This window comes from Citrobacter freundii complex sp. 2024EL-00216, from assembly GCF_043945515.1.
Lineage (GTDB): Bacteria > Pseudomonadota > Gammaproteobacteria > Enterobacterales > Enterobacteriaceae > Citrobacter > Citrobacter portucalensis.
In genome coordinates, this window is the sequence record NZ_JBIMRA010000004.1 from 117,362 (window position 1) to 136,501 (window position 19,140).

The window sequence follows — 19,140 nt, forward strand, 5'->3', positions numbered from 1 at the left end:
TGACGTGAGCTCGGAGAGTTAATTCTGATGCGGCATTAATTCAGGATAACCTTTAAACACCGGCTTAGTGCTGATAAGTGCTATTTCGTCAGCTCGAATGCTGCCAGAGTTTGTTGCCCATACACCTTCCTGTGTCTGGTTAATCTGCTGATGCTGCGCATTCAAATTTTGTCCCATTGCCGCAATATGTGTGCTTTCGGTACCACCGCTGTTGGTAGCCCATGGAATGACGGCATCCTGCGCCAGCGCCATGCCGGAAATAAACACGGTAGTTATTACTGCTGCTTTTAAAAAACGTTTCATCATTTCCCCTCCCAATTTATTATCACGCTATTAGTTTACAGGGTTATTAATTTCATCTAATGACAAGATAAGGTGATTTATTTCTTGTGAAACAGTATGTTGATTTGGAATGCTGATTTCATGCGGTTCGGGAGTTTGATGCAGTACGGTAAAAAACATTTTCTGGCAATTCGGCTAGTTACCTTAATCTTTGCCAGATCTTGACACTATTATGTAACAAATACATAAAAAAAGCGGCCATTCAGCCGCTTTTTATCATTTCGGAAAAATTACTTTTTCTTCGCTTTCGGGTTTGGCAGGTCGGTAATGCTACCTTCAAAGATTTCTGCCGCCAGGCCCACGGACTCGTGCAGAGTCGGGTGCGCGTGGATGGTCAGCGCGATATCTTCTGCGTCACAACCCATTTCGATCGCCAGACCGATTTCGCCCAGCAGCTCGCCGCCGTTGGTACCGACAATCGCACCACCGATAACACGGTGAGATTCTTTGTCGAAAATCAGTTTGGTCATACCGTCTGCGCAATCGGAAGCGATAGCACGGCCAGAAGCAGCCCACGGGAAGGTGGCGGTTTCGTAGCTGATACCTTTTTCTTTCGCTTCTTTCTCGGTCAGACCAACCCATGCAACTTCTGGTTCAGTGTATGCAATGGATGGGATAACTTTCGGATCGAAGTAGTGTTTCTTACCGGCGATAACTTCAGCGGCAACGTGACCTTCATGCACACCTTTGTGTGCCAGCATCGGCTGACCGACGATATCGCCGATAGCAAAGATGTGCGGTACGTTGGTGCGCAGCTGTTTGTCAACGCGGATGAAGCCACGGTCGTCAACTTCCACGCCAGCTTTGCCCGCGTCGAGGTTTTTACCGTTCGGTACACGACCGATAGCGACCAGCACAGCATCGTAACGCTGAGCTTCGGCAGGGGCTTTTTTGCCTTCCATGGAAACGTAGATACCGTCTTCTTTCGCTTCAACGGCGGTCACTTTGGTTTCCAGCATCAGGTTGAACTTCTTGCTGATGCGCTTGGTGAAGACTTTAACCACGTCTTTGTCGGCAGCCGGGATAACCTGGTCGAACATTTCAACCACGTCGATCTCTGAACCCAGCGCATGGTACACGGTACCCATTTCCAGACCGATGATACCGCCGCCCATTACCAGCAGGCGCTTAGGAACAGTTTTCAGTTCCAGTGCATCGGTGGAATCCCATACGCGCGGATCTTCATGCGGAATAAACGGCAGTTCGATCGGACGGGAACCCGCCGCGATGATTGCGTTGTCGAAGTTGATCACGGTTTTGCCGTTTTCGCCTTCAACTTCCAGGGTGTTTGCCCCGGTAAATTTACCCAGACCGTTAACCACTTTCACTTTACGGCCTTTGGCCATACCCGCCAGACCGCCGGTCAGCTGAGTGATAACTTTTTCTTTCCAGGTACGAATCTTGTCGATATCGGTTTTCGGCTCGCCAAAAACGATACCGTGTTCAGCCAGCGCTTTGGCTTCTTCGATAACTTTTGCTACGTGCAGCAGCGCTTTAGAAGGGATACAGCCGACGTTCAGACAAACACCACCAAGGGTGCTGTAACGTTCTACGATGACGGTCTCCAGACCTAAATCTGCGCAACGGAAGGCAGCAGAGTAACCTGCAGGGCCTGCCCCAAGTACCACGACCTGAGTTTTGATTTCAGTGCTCATCATGACCTCTTAATTTATACCCGTCGTCCAGCGGGTCGTTCTATCCGCCCGTATTTTACAAAATTGTTAACAATTTTGAAACAACAAACGGCAACCGATTTGTCTTTCGCACAATAACCTCACTGACTTCATGAGATTACCAGAAAAAAGCCGGCCGTCGGGCCGGCTTTTTCGCTTACATCACCAGGCGGCGAATGTCAGACAGCATGTTGTTGATGATGGTGATAAAGCGCGCACCATCCGCACCGTCAATTACACGGTGGTCGAAGGAGAGCGAAATCGGCATCATCAGACGCGGCATAAACTCTTTACCGTTCCACACTGGCTCCATAGAGGACTTGGAGACACCGAGAATAGCCACTTCCGGCGCGTTCACAATCGGCGCGAAGTGGGTAGTACCCAGGCCACCGATGCTGGAGATGGTGAAGCAACCGCCCTGCATTTCGCCAGCGGTCAGCTTGCCATCACGCGCTTTCTTGGAGATCACGGTCAGTTCACGAGACAGCTCGGTAATGCTCTTCTTATTCACGTCTTTGAAGACCGGAACAACCAGACCATTAGGAGTATCAACCGCTACACCGATGTTGATGTATTTCTTCAGGGTCAGGCGCTGACCGTCTTCAGACAGGGAGCTGTTGAAGCGCGGCATCTGTTCCAGAGCTGCGGCAACGGCTTTCATGATGAAGACTACTGGGGTGAATTTCACGTCCAGTTTACGTTTTTCAGCTTCGGCGTTCTGCTGTTTACGGAACGCTTCAAGATCGGTGATATCGGTCTTATCGAAGTGAGTAACGTGCGGGATCATCACCCAGTTACGGCTCAGGTTAGCACCAGAGATTTTCTGGATACGGCCCAGTTCCACTTCTTCGATTTCACCAAACTTGCTGAAGTCCACTTTCGGCCAGGGCAGCATGCCCGGGATACCGCCACCTGCTGCTGCAGTCGGAGCCGCTTCAGCACGCTTGATAGCGTCTTTCACGTAAGCCTGAACGTCTTCACGCAGGATACGACCTTTACGGCCAGAACCTTTCACTTTCGCCAGGTTCACACCGAATTCGCGCGCCAGGCGACGAATCAGCGGCGTTGCATGAACGTAAGCGTCGTTTTCAGCAAACTCAGATTTGCCTTCCGCTTTCGCTGCCGGAGCTGCGGCTTGCGCAGGTGCTGGTGCAGCGGCCGGAGCCGGAGCAGCTGCTTGCGCAGGAGCGGCTGCAGGTGCTGCGCCTTCGACTTCGAAGACCATAATCAGAGAACCGGTTTTAACTTTGTCGCCGGTGCTGATTTTGATTTCTTTCACGGTACCCGCGAACGGTGCCGGAACTTCCATCGACGCTTTATCGCCTTCAACGGTGATCAGTGACTGTTCAGCGGCAATTTTATCGCCCACTTTAACCATCACTTCAGTGACTTCAACTTCGTCACCACCGATATCCGGTACGTTAACTTCTTTCGAGCCAGAAGCTGCCGGAGCCGCCGCTGCTGCTGGAGCAGCCGCCTGAGCCGGTGCAGCAGCAGGCGCTGCGCCCGCCACTTCGAAGACCATAATCAGGGAACCGGTAGACACTTTGTCACCCGTGTTGATTTTGATCTCTTTAACGGTACCTGCGAACGGCGCCGGAACTTCCATAGAGGCTTTGTCACCTTCAACGGTGATCAGAGACTGTTCAGCCGCAACGGTGTCGCCCACTTTAACCATGATCTCGGTAACTTCTACTTCGTCGCCGCCGATGTCAGGTACGTGTACGTCTTTCGCCGCAGAGGCAGCAGGTGCTGCTGCCGGAGCTGCTTCTTTCTTCTCTTCTGCCTGAGCAGGTGCAGCAGCTGCTGCACCGTCGGCGGAATCGAAAATCATGATCAGTTTGCCGGTCTCAGTTTTGTCGCCAACAGAGACTTTGATCTCTTTAACGATACCCGCCTGAGGGGACGGAACTTCCATAGAGGCTTTGTCGCCTTCTACGGTGATCAGCGACTGTTCAGCTTCAACTTTGTCGCCTACTTTGACCAGGATCTCGGTGATTTCAACTTCATCAGCCCCGATGTCCGGTACATTGATTTCGATAGCCATTATTCTTTTACCTCTTACGCCAGACGCGGGTTAACTTTATCTGCATCGATGTTGAATTTGATGATTGCGTCTGCAACCACTTTCTTATCGATTTCGCCACGTTTAGCCAGTTCGCCCAGGGCCGCTACAACCACGTAGGAAGCATCAACTTCGAAGTGGTGACGCAGGTTTTCACGGCTGTCAGAGCGACCGAAACCGTCAGTACCCAGTACGCGATAATCATCAGCCGGTACATAAGTACGAACCTGTTCGGCAAACAGTTTCATATAGTCAGTAGATGCTACTGCCGGAGCGTCGTTCATCACCTGAGCGATGTACGGAACGCGCGGCGTTTCCATCGGGTGCAGCATGTTCCAGCGCTCACAATCCTGGCCATCACGCGCCAGTTCAGTGAAGGAAGTTACGCTGTAAACGTCAGAGCCTACACCGTAGTCGTTCGCCAGGATCTGTGCTGCTTCACGCACGTGACGCAGGATAGAACCGGAGCCCAGCAGCTGAACTTTACCTTTCTTACCTTCGAGGGTTTCGAGTTTGTAGATACCTTTACGGATACCTTCCTCGGCACCTGCTGGCATTGCCGGCATGTGGTAGTTTTCGTTCAGCGTGGTGATGTAGTAGTAAACGTTCTCTTGTTTCTCACCGTACATACGCTCCAGACCATCGTGCATGATGACCGCAACTTCGTACGCGTAAGACGGATCGTAAGAGATACAGTTCGGGATAGTCAGAGACTGAATATGGCTGTGACCATCTTCGTGCTGCAGACCTTCGCCGTTCAGCGTAGTACGACCAGAAGTACCCCCTACCAGGAAGCCGCGAGCCTGTTGGTCGCCTGCCTGCCAGCACAGGTCACCAATACGCTGGAACCCGAACATGGAGTAGTAGATGTAGAACGGGATCATCGGCAGATCGTTGGTGCTGTAAGACGTCGCAGCAGCCAGCCAGGATGCGCCTGCACCCAGTTCGTTGATACCTTCCTGCAGGATCTGACCTTTCTCGTCTTCTTTGTAGTAAGCAACCTGCTCACGGTCCTGCGGGGTGTACTGCTGACCGTTCGGGCTGTAGATACCAATCTGACGGAACAGACCTTCCATACCGAAAGTACGCGCTTCGTCAGCGATGATCGGAACCAGACGATCTTTGATCGACTTGTTCTTCAGCATCACGTTCAGGGCACGAACGAAAGCGATAGTGGTGGAGATTTCTTTGTTCTGCTCTTCCAGCAGCGCACCGAAGTCTTCCAGAGCTGGCAGTTCCAGCTTCTCGGTGAAGTTCGGCTGACGAGCAGGCAGGTAGCCGTGCAGTTTCTGACGCTGAGCGTGCAGATAAGTGTGCTCTTCAGAACCTTCCGGGAAGGTGATGTAAGACAGGTTTTCAACCTGCTCGTCGGTCACAGGAACGTTGAAACGGTCGCGGATATAACGCACGCCGTCCATGTTCATTTTCTTAACCTGGTGAGCGATGTTTTTACCTTCAGCAGTGTCACCCATGCCGTAACCTTTGATGGTATGGGCCAGGATTACAGTTGCTCTGCCTTTGGTTTCCTGCGCTTTTTTCAGTGCAGCGTAGACTTTCTTCGGATCGTGACCACCACGGTTCAGAGCCCAAATCTGCTCGTCAGTCCAGTCAGCAACCAGTGCTGCGGTTTCCGGGTATTTACCGAAGAAGTGCTCACGTACGTATGCGCCATCTTTGGATTTGAAGGTCTGGTAGTCGCCGTCAACGGTTTCGTTCATCAGCTGGATCAGTTTACCGCTGGTGTCTTTACGCAGCAGCTCATCCCAACGACCGCCCCACATGACTTTGATAACGTTCCAGCCAGCGCCCGCGAAGATGCCTTCCAGTTCATTAACAATCTTGCCGTTACCGGTTACCGGGCCGTCAAGACGCTGCAGGTTACAGTTGATAACAAAGACCAGGTTGTCCAGTTTTTCACGGGTCGCGATGGTGATCGCACCTTTAGATTCTGGCTCATCCATCTCGCCGTCGCCCAGGAAGGCGTAAACGGTTTGTTTAGAGGTATCTTTCAGGCCACGGTGTTCCAGATATTTCAGGAATTTAGCCTGGTAGATAGCACCGATTGGGCCCAGACCCATAGATACGGTCGGGAACTGCCAGAATTCCGGCATCAGTTTCGGGTGCGGGTAGGAAGACAGGCCTTTGCCATGTACTTCCTGACGGAAGTTGTTCATCTGCTCTTCAGTCAGACGACCTTCCAGGAATGCGCGTGCGTAGATGCCCGGAGAAATGTGACCCTGGAAGTACACCAGATCGCCGCCATCTTGCTCGTTGCGTGCACGGAAGAAGTGGTTGAAGCAAACATCATATACCGTTGCGGAGGACTGGAAGGATGCCATGTGGCCACCCAGCTCGAGGTCCTTTTTAGACGCGCGCAGTACGGTCATGATGGCGTTCCAGCGGATAGCAGAACGAATACGACGTTCCAGCTCCAGATTGCCCGGGTATTCCGGTTCATCTTCAACGGCAATAGTGTTTATATAATTGCTGGCCCCTGCACCTGCCGCTACTTTCACGCCGCCTTTGCGGGCTTCTGAAAGCAGTTGGTCGATCAGATACTGAGCACGCTCAACACCTTCTTCACGGATGACCGATTCGATCGCCTGTAGCCAGTCGCGAGTTTCGATCGGATCCACGTCATTTGGGAAACGTTCTGACATGGGGGTATTCCTTATCTATCTAATACGTTGAGTTATCTGGAACCTGTCCCATTACGTTCTCGTCAGAGAGCGTAATAAGACAGGTTCTGCGTTTAGTTGCCGCGCACTTTATATGGCGCTTGATTTACAACATCTTCTGGTTAACGTTCTGCCAGAAAAATCACTAATTCTTTCGTTGCTCCAGACGGCGTAAGGCGCGTTCACGACGGCTTTCCTCACGGCTTCTGTCCAGCAGAATCTCTTCGATAAAGGCCAGGTGACGATGAGACGCTTCACGCGCTTCTTCAGGCTTCCCGGCGATAATTGCTTCAAAGATACGGGTACGATGACTGCTTACCAGCGGCAGCATTTCACGACGCGCATACAGCAATTCGAAGTTTTGCCGAACGTTCTGGGCCAACATCGGCTCCATACACCTTAGCAAATGGAGCAGCACTACATTGTGTGCCGCTTCGGTGACAGCAATTTGATACTGAAGTACCGCATCAGATTCGCCGTCAAGATCGCCGGACTGTTGCGCAAGCTCGATTGCATGGTGGAGTTCACGGATACGCGTTTTGTCTTCATCCGTGCTGCGCAGTGCAGCGTAATAAGCTGCAATACCTTCCAACGCATGGCGCGTTTCAAGCAGGTCAAACTGGGATTCAGGATGGTCGGAGAGCAGCTCTACCAGTGGGTCGCTAAAGCTCTGCCACAGGCTGCTCTGAACAAAAGTGCCACCGCCCTGACGACGAAGCAGTAAGCCCTTCGCTTCAAGGCGTTGGATCGCCTCGCGTAAGGAGGGGCGGGAGACGTCGAACTGTTTTGCCAGCTCGCGTTCCGGTGGGAGTTTTTCTCCGGGGCGAAGTGTCCCCTCAAGAATTAAAAACTCCAGCTGCTGCTCAATCACATCGGAGAGTTTTGGTTGGCGGATTTTGCTGTAGGCCATGATTTCCTGTCTTAAGCCATTTGCCCGAAGTCAATTGGTCTTACCAATTTCATGTTCTTGACGCTAAAGTAACAAAGTATTCACCTTCTGTCCATACAGGTTTTGATTGAAATCAGTAAAGGAGGCATATTTTAACAACATTACAGAAATAACGTTTCAAACATGTAACTATGCACAAATGTTAAATTTACCCACCTCGGGGTAGTTTTAACGGAATTGAAACGAAAAATTATCTCATCTGAACCGATTCACCTGCTTATTTATCGATATATCAACCACTATTAATGAATAGAAATTCAAAATGGAAATTTTGTGGTAGATAAACTCGCATTTACAAATGGTTTCTTTTTATTCAACTCGTCATCTTCCCCGCATAAAGCAGGTGCATTCGCGCTCGCATATCATTATTCTGATCAAGACAAAAGTATTAAGGCAACATTTTATCAAAAGCATCTGTAAACAAATTAATACAACAAACGGAATTGCAAACTTACACACGCATTGCTGCGTAGTTCAAAAAATAAGCACTCGAAATATGAAGAGTAAAACCACACACGAGGTTTCATGATGGAAAGTCAACAGCATGGCGATCAGCTCAAGCGCGGCCTTAAGAACCGCCATATACAGCTAATCGCACTGGGTGGCGCGATTGGTACCGGGTTATTCCTCGGTAGCGCATCCGTTATCCAGTCTGCAGGACCGGGTATTATTCTGGGTTACGCTATTGCCGGCTTTATCGCCTTTTTGATTATGCGTCAGTTAGGTGAAATGGTGGTTGAAGAGCCCGTTGCAGGCTCATTTAGTCACTTTGCTTATAAATACTGGGGCGGTTTCGCGGGGTTCTCTTCCGGCTGGAACTATTGGGTGCTGTACGTGCTGGTTGCCATGGCTGAGCTAACTGCCGTGGGTAAATACATCCAGTTCTGGTACCCGGAGATCCCAACATGGGTGTCTGCGGCTGCCTTCTTTGTGCTGATCAACGCCATCAACCTGACCAACGTGAAAGTGTTTGGTGAGATGGAGTTCTGGTTCGCCATTATTAAAGTCATTGCCGTCGTAGCGATGATCCTGTTCGGCGGCTGGTTACTGTTTAGCGGTAACGGCGGCCCGCAGGCCAGCGTCAGCAACCTGTGGGACCAGGGAGGCTTCCTGCCGCATGGCTTCACCGGTCTGGTGATGATGATGGCTATTATCATGTTCTCTTTCGGTGGGCTGGAGCTGGTCGGGATCACCGCAGCAGAAGCGGATAACCCGGAGCAAAGCATCCCCAAAGCGACTAACCAGGTTATCTACCGTATCCTGATTTTCTATGTGGGTTCGCTGGCGGTTCTGCTTTCCCTGATGCCGTGGACGCGTGTCACGGCGGATACCAGCCCGTTTGTCCTTATTTTCCACGAGCTGGGCGACACCTTTGTTGCTAATGCCCTGAACATCGTAGTGCTGACTGCCGCCCTTTCTGTCTATAACAGCTGCGTATACTGCAACAGCCGTATGCTGTTCGGTCTGGCACAGCAGGGCAATGCGCCGAAAGCGCTGATGAACGTCGACAAACGCGGTGTACCGGTGAACACCATTCTGGTTTCCGCACTGGTGACGGCTCTGTGTGTGCTGATCAACTACCTGGCACCGGAATCCGCCTTTGGCCTGCTGATGGCGCTGGTGGTTTCCGCACTGGTGATCAACTGGGCAATGATTAGCCTGGCACACATGAAGTTCCGCAAAGCCAAACAGCAGCAGGGTGTTACCACCCGCTTCCCGGCGCTGCTCTATCCGCTGGGTAACTGGGTGTGCCTGATTTTCATGGCTGCAGTACTGGTGATTATGCTGATGACGCCGGGCATGGCGATCTCGGTGTACTTAATCCCTGTATGGATTGCCATTCTTGGCATCGGCTACCTGTGTAAACAGAAAACGGCCGGCGCGGTTAAAGCGCATTAATCCCCCCCTCCCCCCACCTGCGTCAGGTGGGGGTTGTTACCTGTCTCACACTTTCCCACTCACGACTGTTTAGTCCATATCAGCGGCGTTATCCTGCAACGCAAAAATACCGGTACCGGACAATAATTCTCTCCATATCTCATTAATGGAGTGCAGTTGATGGAAACCAGTAAGCTCACGGTGAAAGAAAAGATCGGCTATGGAATGGGCGACGCCGGATGCAACATCATCTTTGGCGCCATCATGTTGTTTGTTAACTATTTTTACACAGACATTTTTGGTCTGGCACCTGCACTGGTCGGCGTATTACTGCTCTCAGTACGCGTTATCGACGCCGTTACCGACCCTATAATGGGCGCGATGGCCGACCGCACCCGTAGTAAATATGGTCGATTTCGTCCATGGCTTTTATGGATGGCTTTCCCGTACGCATTATTCAGCGTACTGATGTTTACCACCCCTGAGTGGACCTATAACAGCAAAGTTATCTATGCGTTCGTTACCTACTTCCTGCTATCTATTACTTATACAGCGATCAACATTCCCTACTGCTCGCTCGGCAGCGTTATCACCAACGATCCGAAGGAACGCGTCGCCTGCCAGTCATATCGCTTTGTGTTGGTAGGCATTGCAACCCTGCTGCTGTCCCTCACCTTGCTGCCAATGGCCGACTGGTTCGGCGGGGAAGACAAAGCCAAAGGGTATCAGATGGCGATGGCGGTTCTGGCTTTCATCGGCATGTGTATGTTCCTGTTTTGCTTCGCTACGGTCCGTGAACGCGTACGCCCTGCTGTCCAGACCAATGACGATTTAAAAGCCGATCTGAAAGACGTGTGGAAGAACGATCAGTGGGTAAAAATTCTGCTGTTAACATTGTGCAACGTCTGTCCTGGCTTTATTCGCATGGCTGCCACCATGTACTACGTGACATGGGTTATGCAGCAAAGCACGCAGTTCGCAACGCTGTTTATCAGTCTTGGTGTGGTCGGCATGATGATCGGCAGTATGCTGGCGAAGGTATTAACCGATCGCTGGTGCAAACTGAAAGTCTTCTTCTGGACCAATATTATCCTGGCGATTTTCTCTGCCGCGTTTTACTTCTTCGATCCGAAAGCCACCATGATGATTATGGTGCTCTACTTCCTGCTCAACATCCTGCACCAAATCCCTTCTCCGCTGCACTGGTCGCTGATGGCGGATGTCGATGACTATGGCGAGTGGAAAACCGGTAAACGCATCACCGGAATCAGCTTCTCCGGTAACCTGTTCTTCCTGAAACTGGGCCTGGCGATTGCCGGAGCGATGGTCGGCTTCCTGCTATCCTGGTACGGCTACGACGCAGGGGCGAAAGCGCAAAGCGACTCTGCCATTAACGGTATTATGCTGCTGTTTACCATCATACCGGGCATAGGCTACCTGATTACCGCAGGCGTGGTTCGTCTGCTGAAAGTTGACCGCGAGTTTATGCAACAAATCCAGACAGATTTAGAAAAGCGCCGCGCCAACTACCGTGAACTGAATGAATACCACGATATAAAAACGACTGAAACCGTAAGGAAAGCCTAATGAATCAGTGGCCAAATCCCTTTATTGAACAGCGTGCCGATCCGTTTATCTTACGTGACGGTAGCCACTATTACTTCATTGCTTCAGTACCCGAATATGACCGACTGGAGATACGCCGGGCCGACTCGCTGGACGGGTTGCGCACCGCCGCCCCGATTGTCGTCTGGCACAAACCAGAAAGCGGCCCCATGAGCCAACTCATCTGGGCACCCGAAATCCATCATCTGGCAGGCAAGTGGTACATCTATTTTGCTGCCACCCACACACAGTCGCTCGATAAGCTGGGGATGTTCCAGCATCGCATGTTTGCGCTCGAATGTGCCGACGCCGATCCGCTGACCGGGCAGTGGACGGAGAAAGGTCAGATTAAAACGCAGTTTGATACCTTTGCGCTTGATGCCACCACCTTTAACCATCAGGGAAAACAGTGGTACCTCTGGGCGCAGAAGTCGCCCGATATCGCCGGAAACTCCAATATCTATCTCGCTGAGCTGGAAAATCCATGGACGATTAAAGGCGAGCCGGTCATGCTAAGTCACCCTGAGTATGACTGGGAATGCCGGGGTTTTTGGGTCAATGAAGGTCCTGCCGTCATGGTTCACGGCGATAAGCTGTTTATCAGCTATTCCGCCAGCGCCACCGATGAGAACTACTGTATGGGATTATTGTGGATTGACCTCAACGCCGATCCGCTCAACCCGCAGAACTGGCACAAATCACCGCGCCCGGTCTTTACCACCAGTTATGAAAACCACCAGTTTGGGCCAGGACACAACAGCTTTACACAAACGCCGGAAGGTGAAGATGTGCTGGTGTATCACGCGAGAAACTACACCGAAATCGAGGGCGATCCGCTGTACGACCCAAACCGCCACACTCGTCTGAAGCTCGTGCGTTGGGACGAAAACGGCATGCCAGATTTTGGCATCCCGCCTGCTGATACGAACTAAACCGCTGCACTGCCCGGTGGCGCTAACGCTTACCGGGCCTACACGTTTTTTCATTGTAGGCCGGATAAGCATTAGCGCCATCCGGCACAACGCTATACTAATGCCCCATAAATGGTGAGCACCGCAATAACCACCACCACCACAAACGAGGTTTTCTTCGCCAGCGAAACGGCGGCTTTTGGCGTTTCGACTTTATCGGTGTGCGGTTCACGCGCCAGCGAGAACTGCGCCAGACGCGTAAGCACCTGATATTGCGACGTGTGCAGATCCGCAAGCGAGGCAAGCCAGGCCGGCAGCGCCTTCTCGCCATGTCCCAACAGCGCATAGACCACGCCCGCCAGACGCACCGGGATCCAATCCAGCACATGCAGGATCGCATCAATACCTGATTGCAGACGCTGGTGCGGTGTCTGATAGCGCGCCAGCCAGGACTGCCAGGCACGTAAAAAAGCATAACCAACCAGCGTCACAGGTCCCCATGGACCACCGACAATCAGCCAAAATAACGGCGCCAGATAAAAGCGGAAGTTGTTCCATAACAACGCGTTCTGCAGTTCGCGCAAGAATTCACGCTCATCGCAGTCCGGCGGAACCCCATGGATAAGCGTCAGCTCGCTGGCCATAGCATCACGGGCGTGAGCATCATCGCGAGCAGCCGCGTTCAGGTAAGCGTGATAGTGAAGGCGCGCCTTGCCAGCACCGATGCACAGCAAGCCAATTAAGATCCACGCCACCAGCAACGGAACATTAAACAACAGCCCATGAAGTGCGCGCAGTAGCAGAAACGTCACTCCCATCGCAATCAGAGTCATGCCTACCGTACGCATCATCGAAAAATGCTTAATCCGGCGGAAAAAAGCTTCAATCCGGTGATCAAGCTGCCAGTGCTCACCCAGCTTAAACAGGCGTTCAACAATCAACACCAATAATGTTGTAAACAGCGTCATGTCATCTCCTTGTGCGACGAGGGGGTGACCAGGGCGCGGAACCTTGCCCAGTCAAAGGACGGCCCGGGATCGGTCTTACGCTCGGGCGCAATATTGCAATGTCCTGTCATGTTGTTAGCAATGGCCGGATAACGCGTAATCAGAGTATTCGTCACGGCAGCCAGTTGCTGATACTGCGCATCGGTATAGGCCAGCGTATCCGTCCCTTCCAACTCAATACCAATTGAAAAATCATTACAGCGTTCTCGCCCTTGATAGCTCGACACACCCGCATGCCAGGCGCGTTTATCAAAAGGCACATATTGCACGATTTCACCGTCACGGCGAATCAAACAATGGGCCGAAACACGCAGATGGGCGATCCCGGCAAAATAAGGATGGGCGTTGGGATCAATCGTGCCCGTAAACAGCGCGTCTATCCACGGGCCGCCAAACTCGCCGGGCGGCAGGCTGATATTATGCACCACCAGCAGAGAAGGGTTTTCGTCATCCGGGCGGCAATCGTAATGCGGAGAGGGAACGCGTCGCGCCTCTGCCAGCCAGCCCTCGTCTAACAACATGCAGAATCTCCTTATTGGTGGTGCTCATATCAGGTTCAGGGTAGCATGTTTCCACCTTATGATTCGTTAGCAATTTGGAGTTTTATCATGCCGCCTCGCCGCTATAACCCTGACTACCGACGTGACGCGCTGTTGGAACGCATAAATCTGGATATCCCTGCCGCTGTAGCTCAGGCGCTGCGTGAAGATTTAGGCGGAGAAGTTGATGCCAATAACGATATCACCGCACAGCTTTTACCCGAAGACATGCGCTCCCATGCCACCGTAATCACCCGCGAAGATGGCGTTTTTTGTGGAAAACGTTGGGTGGAAGAGGTCTTTATTCAGCTGGCTGGCGATGATGTCAACATCACCTGGCATGTTGAAGATGGCGACAGCATAAAGGCCAATCAGCAGCTGTTTGAACTGAACGGCCCTTCCCGCGTTTTACTGACCGGTGAACGTACTGCGCTGAATTTTGTGCAGACGCTTTCAGGTGTAGCGAGCGAAGTGCGTAAATACGTCGACCTGTTAGCAGGAACCAAGACCCAACTGCTGGATACGCGTAAAACCCTGCCGGGACTGCGTACCGCGCTAAAATACGCCGTATTGTGCGGCGGCGGCGCGAATCATCGTTTGGGGCTGTCCGACGCCTTCCTGATTAAAGAAAACCACATTATTGCTTCCGGCTCGGTACGTCAGGCCGTCGAAAAAGCCTTCTGGTTGCACCCGGATGTGCCGGTTGAAGTCGAAGTAGAAAGCCTGGATGAGCTGGACGACGCGCTGAAAGCCGGGGCCGACATCATCATGCTCGATAACTTCGAAACTGACCAAATGCGCGAAGCGGTAAAACGCACCAACGGCCAGGCGCGTCTGGAAGTGTCGGGCAACGTCACCCATGAAACGCTGCGCGAATTTGCCGAAACCGGTGTGGACTTTATCTCTGTTGGCGCGCTGACCAAACATGTTCGCGCACTCGATCTCTCCATGCGATTTCGCTAATTGCTGATTGTATTGCCCGATGACGCTTCGCTTATCGGGCCTACTACACAGGTTTATTCCGTAAGCCGAATACGGCATTTACACCACCACCCGGCAGTTTCTTCGAGTCTCTTCGCAAATACATTGTCTGACTCTGTAATTTCGTAAAAATCCTCTGAACCCGCTTTCCCGTTTTGTTTTTTGTCTCTCGCCGTCCTCCCGTCGGTTTGCCAAAGTAGCGCCAGCAAACTCAAGGAGCGAACGATGAACAAGCAACGAGGCTTTACGCTTATCGAACTCATGGTGGTGATTGGCATTATTGCCATCCTTAGCGCCATCGGCATTCCGGCATATCAAAACTATCTGCGCAAAGCCGCGCTGACAGACATGCTGCAAACCTTTGTCCCCTATCGCACGGCGGTTGAGCTCTGTGCACTGGAGCATGGCGGAACAGATACCTGCGATGCCGGAACGAATGGTATTCCCTCTCCAACAACTACCCGTTACGTCTCAGCCATGAGCGTTGAAAAGGGAGTTGTCAGCCTTAGTGGGCAGGAAAGCCTGAGCGGGCTAAGCATCACCATGACGCCAGGTTGGGACAATGCCAACGGCATTACCGGTTGGAACCGAAACTGCGTCATCCAGAACGACAGCGCATTGCAGCAGGCCTGTGAAGACGTTTTCCGCTTCGATACCCACTAAGGAACAGAGATGAACACCACCCAACTTACGGCACTATGCCAACGTTATCAGGCAATATTACTGGATGCAGACAATGAAGTGGTGCATATCGCCGTCGTAGACGCCCCATCACACGAGCTGCTGGATGCGCTGCATTTTGCCACCACCCGACACATCGACATTGTCTGCTGGACACGTCAGCAAATGGAAGGCCACACGCATACACCGCAGAAAATGCTCCCGGCAGTAGTCACGAAAAGCAGCGCCAGCGCGGCAGACTTGCTGAATCAGACGTTTCATTCCGCTCTGACGCAACGGGCTTCTGATATTCATTTTGAACCCGAGGAAAATCACTATCGAATCAGATTACGCGTAGATGGCGTGCTTCACGCTTTACCGGAAGTCACGACCGAGATGGGCATTGCCATCACCGCAAGGTTAAAAGTATTAGGCAGCCTGGATATCGCCGAGCATCGGCTTCCACAAGACGGACAATTTACCGTTGAGATTTCAGGAGAGCCGGTCTCGTTTCGCATCGCCACCCTACCCTGTCGCTACGGCGAAAAAGTCGTGTTACGGCTACTTCATCAGGTCGATCAGTCACTGGAGATCGCGGCGCTGGGAATGCAAGACGCGCAGCTGGCCGCATTTTCGCAAGCCTTGCAGCAGCCTCAGGGGCTGATTCTGGTTACCGGGCCTACCGGAAGCGGCAAAACGGCCACGCTGTACAGTGCGCTGCAAACCCGAAACACCCCGGATGTGAATCTTTGTAGCGTGGAGGATCCGGTAGAGATCCCGATCGCAGGTCTCAACCAGACGCAAATTCACCCACGCGCCGGTTTGACTTTTCAGGGCGTATTGCGCGCGCTGCTGCGCCAGGATCCCGACATTATCATGGTGGGTGAAATCCGCGATGGCGAAACGGCAGAAATAGCCCTTAAAGCCGCACAAACAGGTCATCTGGTTCTTTCTACGCTGCATACCAATTCCACCAGTGAAACGCTGGTGCGCCTGCAACAAATGGGTGTCGCACGCTGGATGATCGCCTCCGCGCTGACGCTCGTTATTGCACAGCGGTTGGTCAGAAAGTTGTGCCCCCATTGCCGACAACGTCAGAGTACGCCTATCACGCTCTCGAAATCTGTCTGGCCTACACCACTACCGAATTGGCAGGCCCCTGGCTGCAAACATTGTTATCACGGATTTTATGGCCGTACGGCATTGTTTGAAGTCCTCCCGGTTACTCCGGCATTACGTCAGAGTATTGCCAGTGGCACATCCGTAGACGAAGTGGAATCTGATGCTCAGCAATCAGGAATGAGAACGCTTTTCGAGAATGGCTGTCAGGCCGTCGAGCAAGGGTTAACGACATTTGAAGAGCTGATTCGTGTACTGGGCATGCCTCATGTCCACTAAACAGCTTTGGCGCTGGCAAGGCATTAACAACGAAGGTAAATCTCTGGAAGGAACGCTATGGGCCGATACCCGACCGTCATTGATGCTGACTCTTGAGGAACAACAGATTACGCCGCTGCGCATTAAACGTATGCGTGTCAAAATCTCGCACTGGAGCCGTACAAGAAGTGCCGAAACCATACACCAGTTGGCGACATTGCTAAAGGCAGGGTTAACGCTCTCAACAGGGCTAGCTCTGCTTGCTGAACAGCATCCCAGCACTCAATGGCAGGCGCTACTGCGTACGCTGGCTTACGATATGGAACAGGGCATAACCCTCTCCGCCTCGTTATCACAATGGCAACACGTTTTTCCGCCCCTTTACCAGGCAATGATCCGTACCGGAGAACTTACGGGTAAGCTGGACGACTGCTGTTTTGAACTCGCCTACCAGCAAAAGAAACAACAGCAACTTGCTGATAAAGTTAAAAAAGCCCTGCGCTATCCGATCATCATCATAACAATGGCGGTGATGGTCGTATTTGCGATGCTGCAATTTGTACTCCCTGAGTTTGCCGCTATCTACCAGACGTTCAACACCCCGCTACCGGCGCTCACTCAGTGGATTATTACCATCGCACACTGTAGCAGCCAATGGGGATGGCTGGCGGTAGCGCTTGGCCTGGTAGCAGTTGCCACACATCATTTGATAAAGCAGAAACCGTACTGGCTCATTCTGCGCCAGAAATTGCTGCTCAGCCTCCCGGTCATAGGGCCGATGGTGAGAGGGCAAAAACTCACGCAGATATTCACTGTTCTGGCGTTAACGCAAAATGCAGGCATTCCCTTTTTGCAGGGGCTTGAGAGCGTTACCGAAACGCTGGCTAACCCTTTCTGGTCTCAACGTTTAGCACTGGTTCAGCAGGACATCAGCTCTGGAAAACCGATCTGGTTAGCGCTTAAAAATAGTGGTGAATTCAGCCCATTGTGTATACAGCTGGTCAGAACTGGTGAAGCTTCCGGCTCGCTGGATGCAATGCTGCGCAATCTTGCTCATCACCATGGCGAGAAAACCCTGGCTCAGGCTGATAATTTGGCTGCATTACTTGAGCCTGCGTTGCTGGTCATTACGGGGCTTATCATCGGTACACTGGTCGTCGCGATGTATTTACCGATTTTCCATTTGGGAGATGCGATGAGCGGGGTGGGATAGATTCAAATGCCTGATGACGGCGTAACGCCATCAGGCATTTCACAGAACTAGCTGTTCTTACAGGCTATTGAAAACACGGTTTTCTTGTTCCTGTACACGAATAAACGTTGTACGTTTGGTCAGCTCTTTCAGACGGGATGCGCCCACATAGGTACAAGCAGAACGCAAACCGCCGAGGATATCGCGAGCGGTATTATCAACCGGGCCGCGCAGTGGCAGTTTGACGGTTTTACCTTCTGCAGCGCGGTACTGTGCAACACCACCTACGTGACGCGTCATGGCAGATTCAGAGCTCATACCGTAGAACAGCATGAATTTCTCACCGTTCTCTTCAACAATTTTGCCGCCACTTTCTTCATGACCAGCCAGCATGCCGCCGAGCATCACGAAGTCTGCGCCGCCACCGAACGCTTTTGCCACGTCACCCGGCATTGTGCAGCCGCCGTCGCTGACAATCATGCCACCCAGACCGTGGGCTGCATCGGCGCATTCAATAACCGCAGAAAGCTGTGGATAGCCAACGCCGGTTTTTACACGCGTGGTACATACAGAACCAGGGCCAATGCCAACTTTGACAATATCAGCACCGGAGAGCACCAGCTCTTCGCACATTTCACCGGTGACCACATTGCCCGCACAGATCGTTTTAGTCGGCCATGCTTCACGCGCTTTCGACACGAACTGAACAAAATGCTCTGAGTAGCCATTGGCCACATCAATGCAGATAAAGTTTAACGCGGGGTTGAGCGCCAGAATCTGTTTAGTTTTTTCGAAATCTGCATCAGACGTACCGGTTGAAACCATTACGTGTTTGAGCACATCGGCAGAGCTCTCTGCGATGAAGGCGGCCCAGTCTTCAACAGAATAGTGTTTGTGCACGGCGGTCAGGATGTCGAAGGATGCCAGTGCCGTTGCCATGGCAAACGTCCCGACAGTGTCCATGTTCGCGGCAATAATAGGTACGCCGGACCAGGTCTGACCTGAATGCTTAAAGGTAAATTGACGTTCCAGCTCAACATCGGAACGGCTTTTGAGAGTAGAACGCTTAGGGCGGATAAGAACGTCTTTGAAACCTAACTTCAGATCTTCTTCGATACGCATGTGCGGATTCCTGGGGTTAATGGCGAAAAATCGAAACTCACAACTCCAGTGACGCTATCATACGCACTAATCAATGCCGCGCAAGACTGCGAAATTCTCTTTTTTTACGCTACAATCCCATAAATTTACCTGGCGAATAGTAGGTTAATCCTGCAGCAGCC

At 52.0% G+C, this 19,140-nt stretch carries 15 protein-coding genes; 7 read left to right on the top strand and 8 right to left on the bottom strand.

Annotated elements, in window-relative coordinates; genetic code table 11:
• Window positions 1-18: 18 nt before the first annotated feature.
• From ACHHZ7_RS06620 to pdhR, 5 genes are all read right to left on the bottom strand, one after another.
• Window positions 19-303, bottom strand: coding sequence for a hypothetical protein (locus tag ACHHZ7_RS06620; protein WP_008786212.1), 285 nt, complete (start codon window positions 301-303; stop codon window positions 19-21).
• Between the two features lie 269 nt (window positions 304-572).
• Window positions 573-1,997 carry a dihydrolipoyl dehydrogenase gene (lpdA, locus tag ACHHZ7_RS06625; protein WP_003829486.1) on the bottom strand — a complete coding sequence of 475 codons (1,425 nt, stop codon included), beginning with the start codon at window positions 1,995-1,997 and terminating at the stop codon, window positions 573-575.
• Window positions 1,998-2,172: 175 nt separating this feature from the next.
• Window positions 2,173-4,062, bottom strand: a complete 1,890-nt coding sequence (aceF, locus tag ACHHZ7_RS06630) for a pyruvate dehydrogenase complex dihydrolipoyllysine-residue acetyltransferase (RefSeq protein ID WP_032942375.1) — start codon at window positions 4,060-4,062, stop codon at window positions 2,173-2,175.
• A gap of 14 nt (window positions 4,063-4,076) precedes the next feature.
• Complete coding sequence (gene aceE / locus ACHHZ7_RS06635) at window positions 4,077-6,740, bottom strand: pyruvate dehydrogenase (acetyl-transferring), homodimeric type (protein ID WP_008786210.1); 2,664 nt, start codon at window positions 6,738-6,740, stop codon at window positions 4,077-4,079.
• A gap of 163 nt (window positions 6,741-6,903) precedes the next feature.
• Window positions 6,904-7,668 (bottom strand): pyruvate dehydrogenase complex transcriptional repressor PdhR, encoded by a 765-nt coding sequence (gene pdhR, locus ACHHZ7_RS06640; RefSeq protein ID WP_003018699.1) that lies wholly within the window; start codon window positions 7,666-7,668, stop codon window positions 6,904-6,906.
• A 564-nt stretch (window positions 7,669-8,232) separates the two neighbouring features.
• Here pdhR and aroP point away from each other — a divergent pair.
• The 3 genes from aroP to ACHHZ7_RS06655 all read left to right on the top strand — a co-directional run bounded on the left by aroP (window position 8,233) and on the right by ACHHZ7_RS06655 (window position 12,122).
• Window positions 8,233-9,606, top strand: a complete 1,374-nt coding sequence (gene aroP, locus ACHHZ7_RS06645; RefSeq protein ID WP_008786209.1) for an aromatic amino acid transporter AroP — start codon at window positions 8,233-8,235, stop codon at window positions 9,604-9,606.
• 159 nt (window positions 9,607-9,765) lie between these two features.
• The gene (locus ACHHZ7_RS06650) at window positions 9,766-11,172 is read left to right on the top strand and encodes a glycoside-pentoside-hexuronide (GPH):cation symporter (RefSeq protein WP_060682746.1); all 1,407 of its coding nucleotides are present in this window, start codon (window positions 9,766-9,768) and stop codon (window positions 11,170-11,172) included.
• Entirely contained in the window at window positions 11,172-12,122 is a 951-nt protein-coding gene (locus ACHHZ7_RS06655) for a family 43 glycosylhydrolase (RefSeq protein WP_060682747.1), read from the top strand. Before ACHHZ7_RS06650 ends, ACHHZ7_RS06655 begins: the two co-directional genes overlap by 1 nt.
• Window positions 12,123-12,214: 92 nt before the next feature.
• Here the strand turns inward: ACHHZ7_RS06655 and ampE are convergent, their stop codons facing one another.
• Entirely contained in the window at window positions 12,215-13,069 is an 855-nt protein-coding gene (gene ampE / locus ACHHZ7_RS06660) for a beta-lactamase regulator AmpE (protein WP_032942372.1), read from the bottom strand.
• Window positions 13,066-13,629, bottom strand: a complete 564-nt coding sequence (gene ampD, locus ACHHZ7_RS06665; RefSeq protein ID WP_008786207.1) for a 1,6-anhydro-N-acetylmuramyl-L-alanine amidase AmpD — start codon at window positions 13,627-13,629, stop codon at window positions 13,066-13,068. Before ampD ends, ampE begins: the two co-directional genes overlap by 4 nt.
• An 87-nt stretch (window positions 13,630-13,716) precedes the next feature.
• Here ampD and nadC point away from each other — a divergent pair, with 87 nt between their 5' ends.
• The 4 genes from nadC (at window position 13,717) to hofC (ending at window position 17,878) form a co-directional block, all read left to right on the top strand.
• Window positions 13,717-14,610, top strand: a complete 894-nt coding sequence (gene nadC / locus ACHHZ7_RS06670; protein ID WP_060683755.1) for a carboxylating nicotinate-nucleotide diphosphorylase — start codon at window positions 13,717-13,719, stop codon at window positions 14,608-14,610.
• 243 nt (window positions 14,611-14,853) lie between these two features.
• Window positions 14,854-15,291 carry a prepilin peptidase-dependent pilin gene (gene ppdD / locus ACHHZ7_RS06675; RefSeq protein ID WP_008786205.1) on the top strand — a complete coding sequence of 146 codons (438 nt, stop codon included), beginning with the start codon at window positions 14,854-14,856 and terminating at the stop codon, window positions 15,289-15,291.
• Window positions 15,292-15,300: 9 nt separating this feature from the next.
• Entirely contained in the window at window positions 15,301-16,686 is a 1,386-nt protein-coding gene (gene gspE, locus ACHHZ7_RS06680; protein WP_060682748.1) for a type II secretion system protein GspE, read from the top strand.
• Complete coding sequence (gene hofC, locus ACHHZ7_RS06685; protein WP_060682749.1) at window positions 16,676-17,878, top strand: protein transport protein HofC; 1,203 nt, start codon at window positions 16,676-16,678, stop codon at window positions 17,876-17,878. Before gspE ends, hofC begins: the two co-directional genes overlap by 11 nt.
• 57 nt (window positions 17,879-17,935) lie before the next feature.
• On the opposite strand, the gene ACHHZ7_RS06690 is transcribed toward hofC, so the two are convergent.
• Window positions 17,936-18,979: a GMP reductase gene (locus tag ACHHZ7_RS06690; RefSeq protein WP_003829510.1), complete on the bottom strand. Its 1,044-nt coding sequence runs from the start codon at window positions 18,977-18,979 to the stop codon at window positions 17,936-17,938.
• Between the last annotated feature and the right edge of the window lie 161 nt (window positions 18,980-19,140).

Excerpts from the sequence above, each read along its gene's own strand:
- ACHHZ7_RS06620 (WP_008786212.1), bottom strand. The coding sequence starts at position 303 with ATGAAACGTTTTTTAAAAGCAGCAGTAATAACTACCGTGTTTATTTCC.
- lpdA (WP_003829486.1), bottom strand. The coding sequence starts at position 1,997 with ATGAGCACTGAAATCAAAACTCAGGTCGTGGTACTTGGGGCAGGCCCT.
- aceF (WP_032942375.1), bottom strand. The coding sequence starts at position 4,062 with ATGGCTATCGAAATCAATGTACCGGACATCGGGGCTGATGAAGTTGAA.
- aceE (WP_008786210.1), bottom strand. The coding sequence starts at position 6,740 with ATGTCAGAACGTTTCCCAAATGACGTGGATCCGATCGAAACTCGCGAC.
- pdhR (WP_003018699.1), bottom strand. The coding sequence starts at position 7,668 with ATGGCCTACAGCAAAATCCGCCAACCAAAACTCTCCGATGTGATTGAG.
- aroP (WP_008786209.1), top strand. The coding sequence starts at position 8,233 with ATGATGGAAAGTCAACAGCATGGCGATCAGCTCAAGCGCGGCCTTAAG.
- ACHHZ7_RS06650 (WP_060682746.1), top strand. The coding sequence starts at position 9,766 with ATGGAAACCAGTAAGCTCACGGTGAAAGAAAAGATCGGCTATGGAATG.
- ACHHZ7_RS06655 (WP_060682747.1), top strand. The coding sequence starts at position 11,172 with ATGAATCAGTGGCCAAATCCCTTTATTGAACAGCGTGCCGATCCGTTT.
- ampE (WP_032942372.1), bottom strand. The coding sequence starts at position 13,069 with ATGACGCTGTTTACAACATTATTGGTGTTGATTGTTGAACGCCTGTTT.
- ampD (WP_008786207.1), bottom strand. The coding sequence starts at position 13,629 with ATGTTGTTAGACGAGGGCTGGCTGGCAGAGGCGCGACGCGTTCCCTCT.
- nadC (WP_060683755.1), top strand. The coding sequence starts at position 13,717 with ATGCCGCCTCGCCGCTATAACCCTGACTACCGACGTGACGCGCTGTTG.
- ppdD (WP_008786205.1), top strand. The coding sequence starts at position 14,854 with ATGAACAAGCAACGAGGCTTTACGCTTATCGAACTCATGGTGGTGATT.
- gspE (WP_060682748.1), top strand. The coding sequence starts at position 15,301 with ATGAACACCACCCAACTTACGGCACTATGCCAACGTTATCAGGCAATA.
- hofC (WP_060682749.1), top strand. The coding sequence starts at position 16,676 with ATGTCCACTAAACAGCTTTGGCGCTGGCAAGGCATTAACAACGAAGGT.
- ACHHZ7_RS06690 (WP_003829510.1), bottom strand. The coding sequence starts at position 18,979 with ATGCGTATCGAAGAAGATCTGAAGTTAGGTTTCAAAGACGTTCTTATC.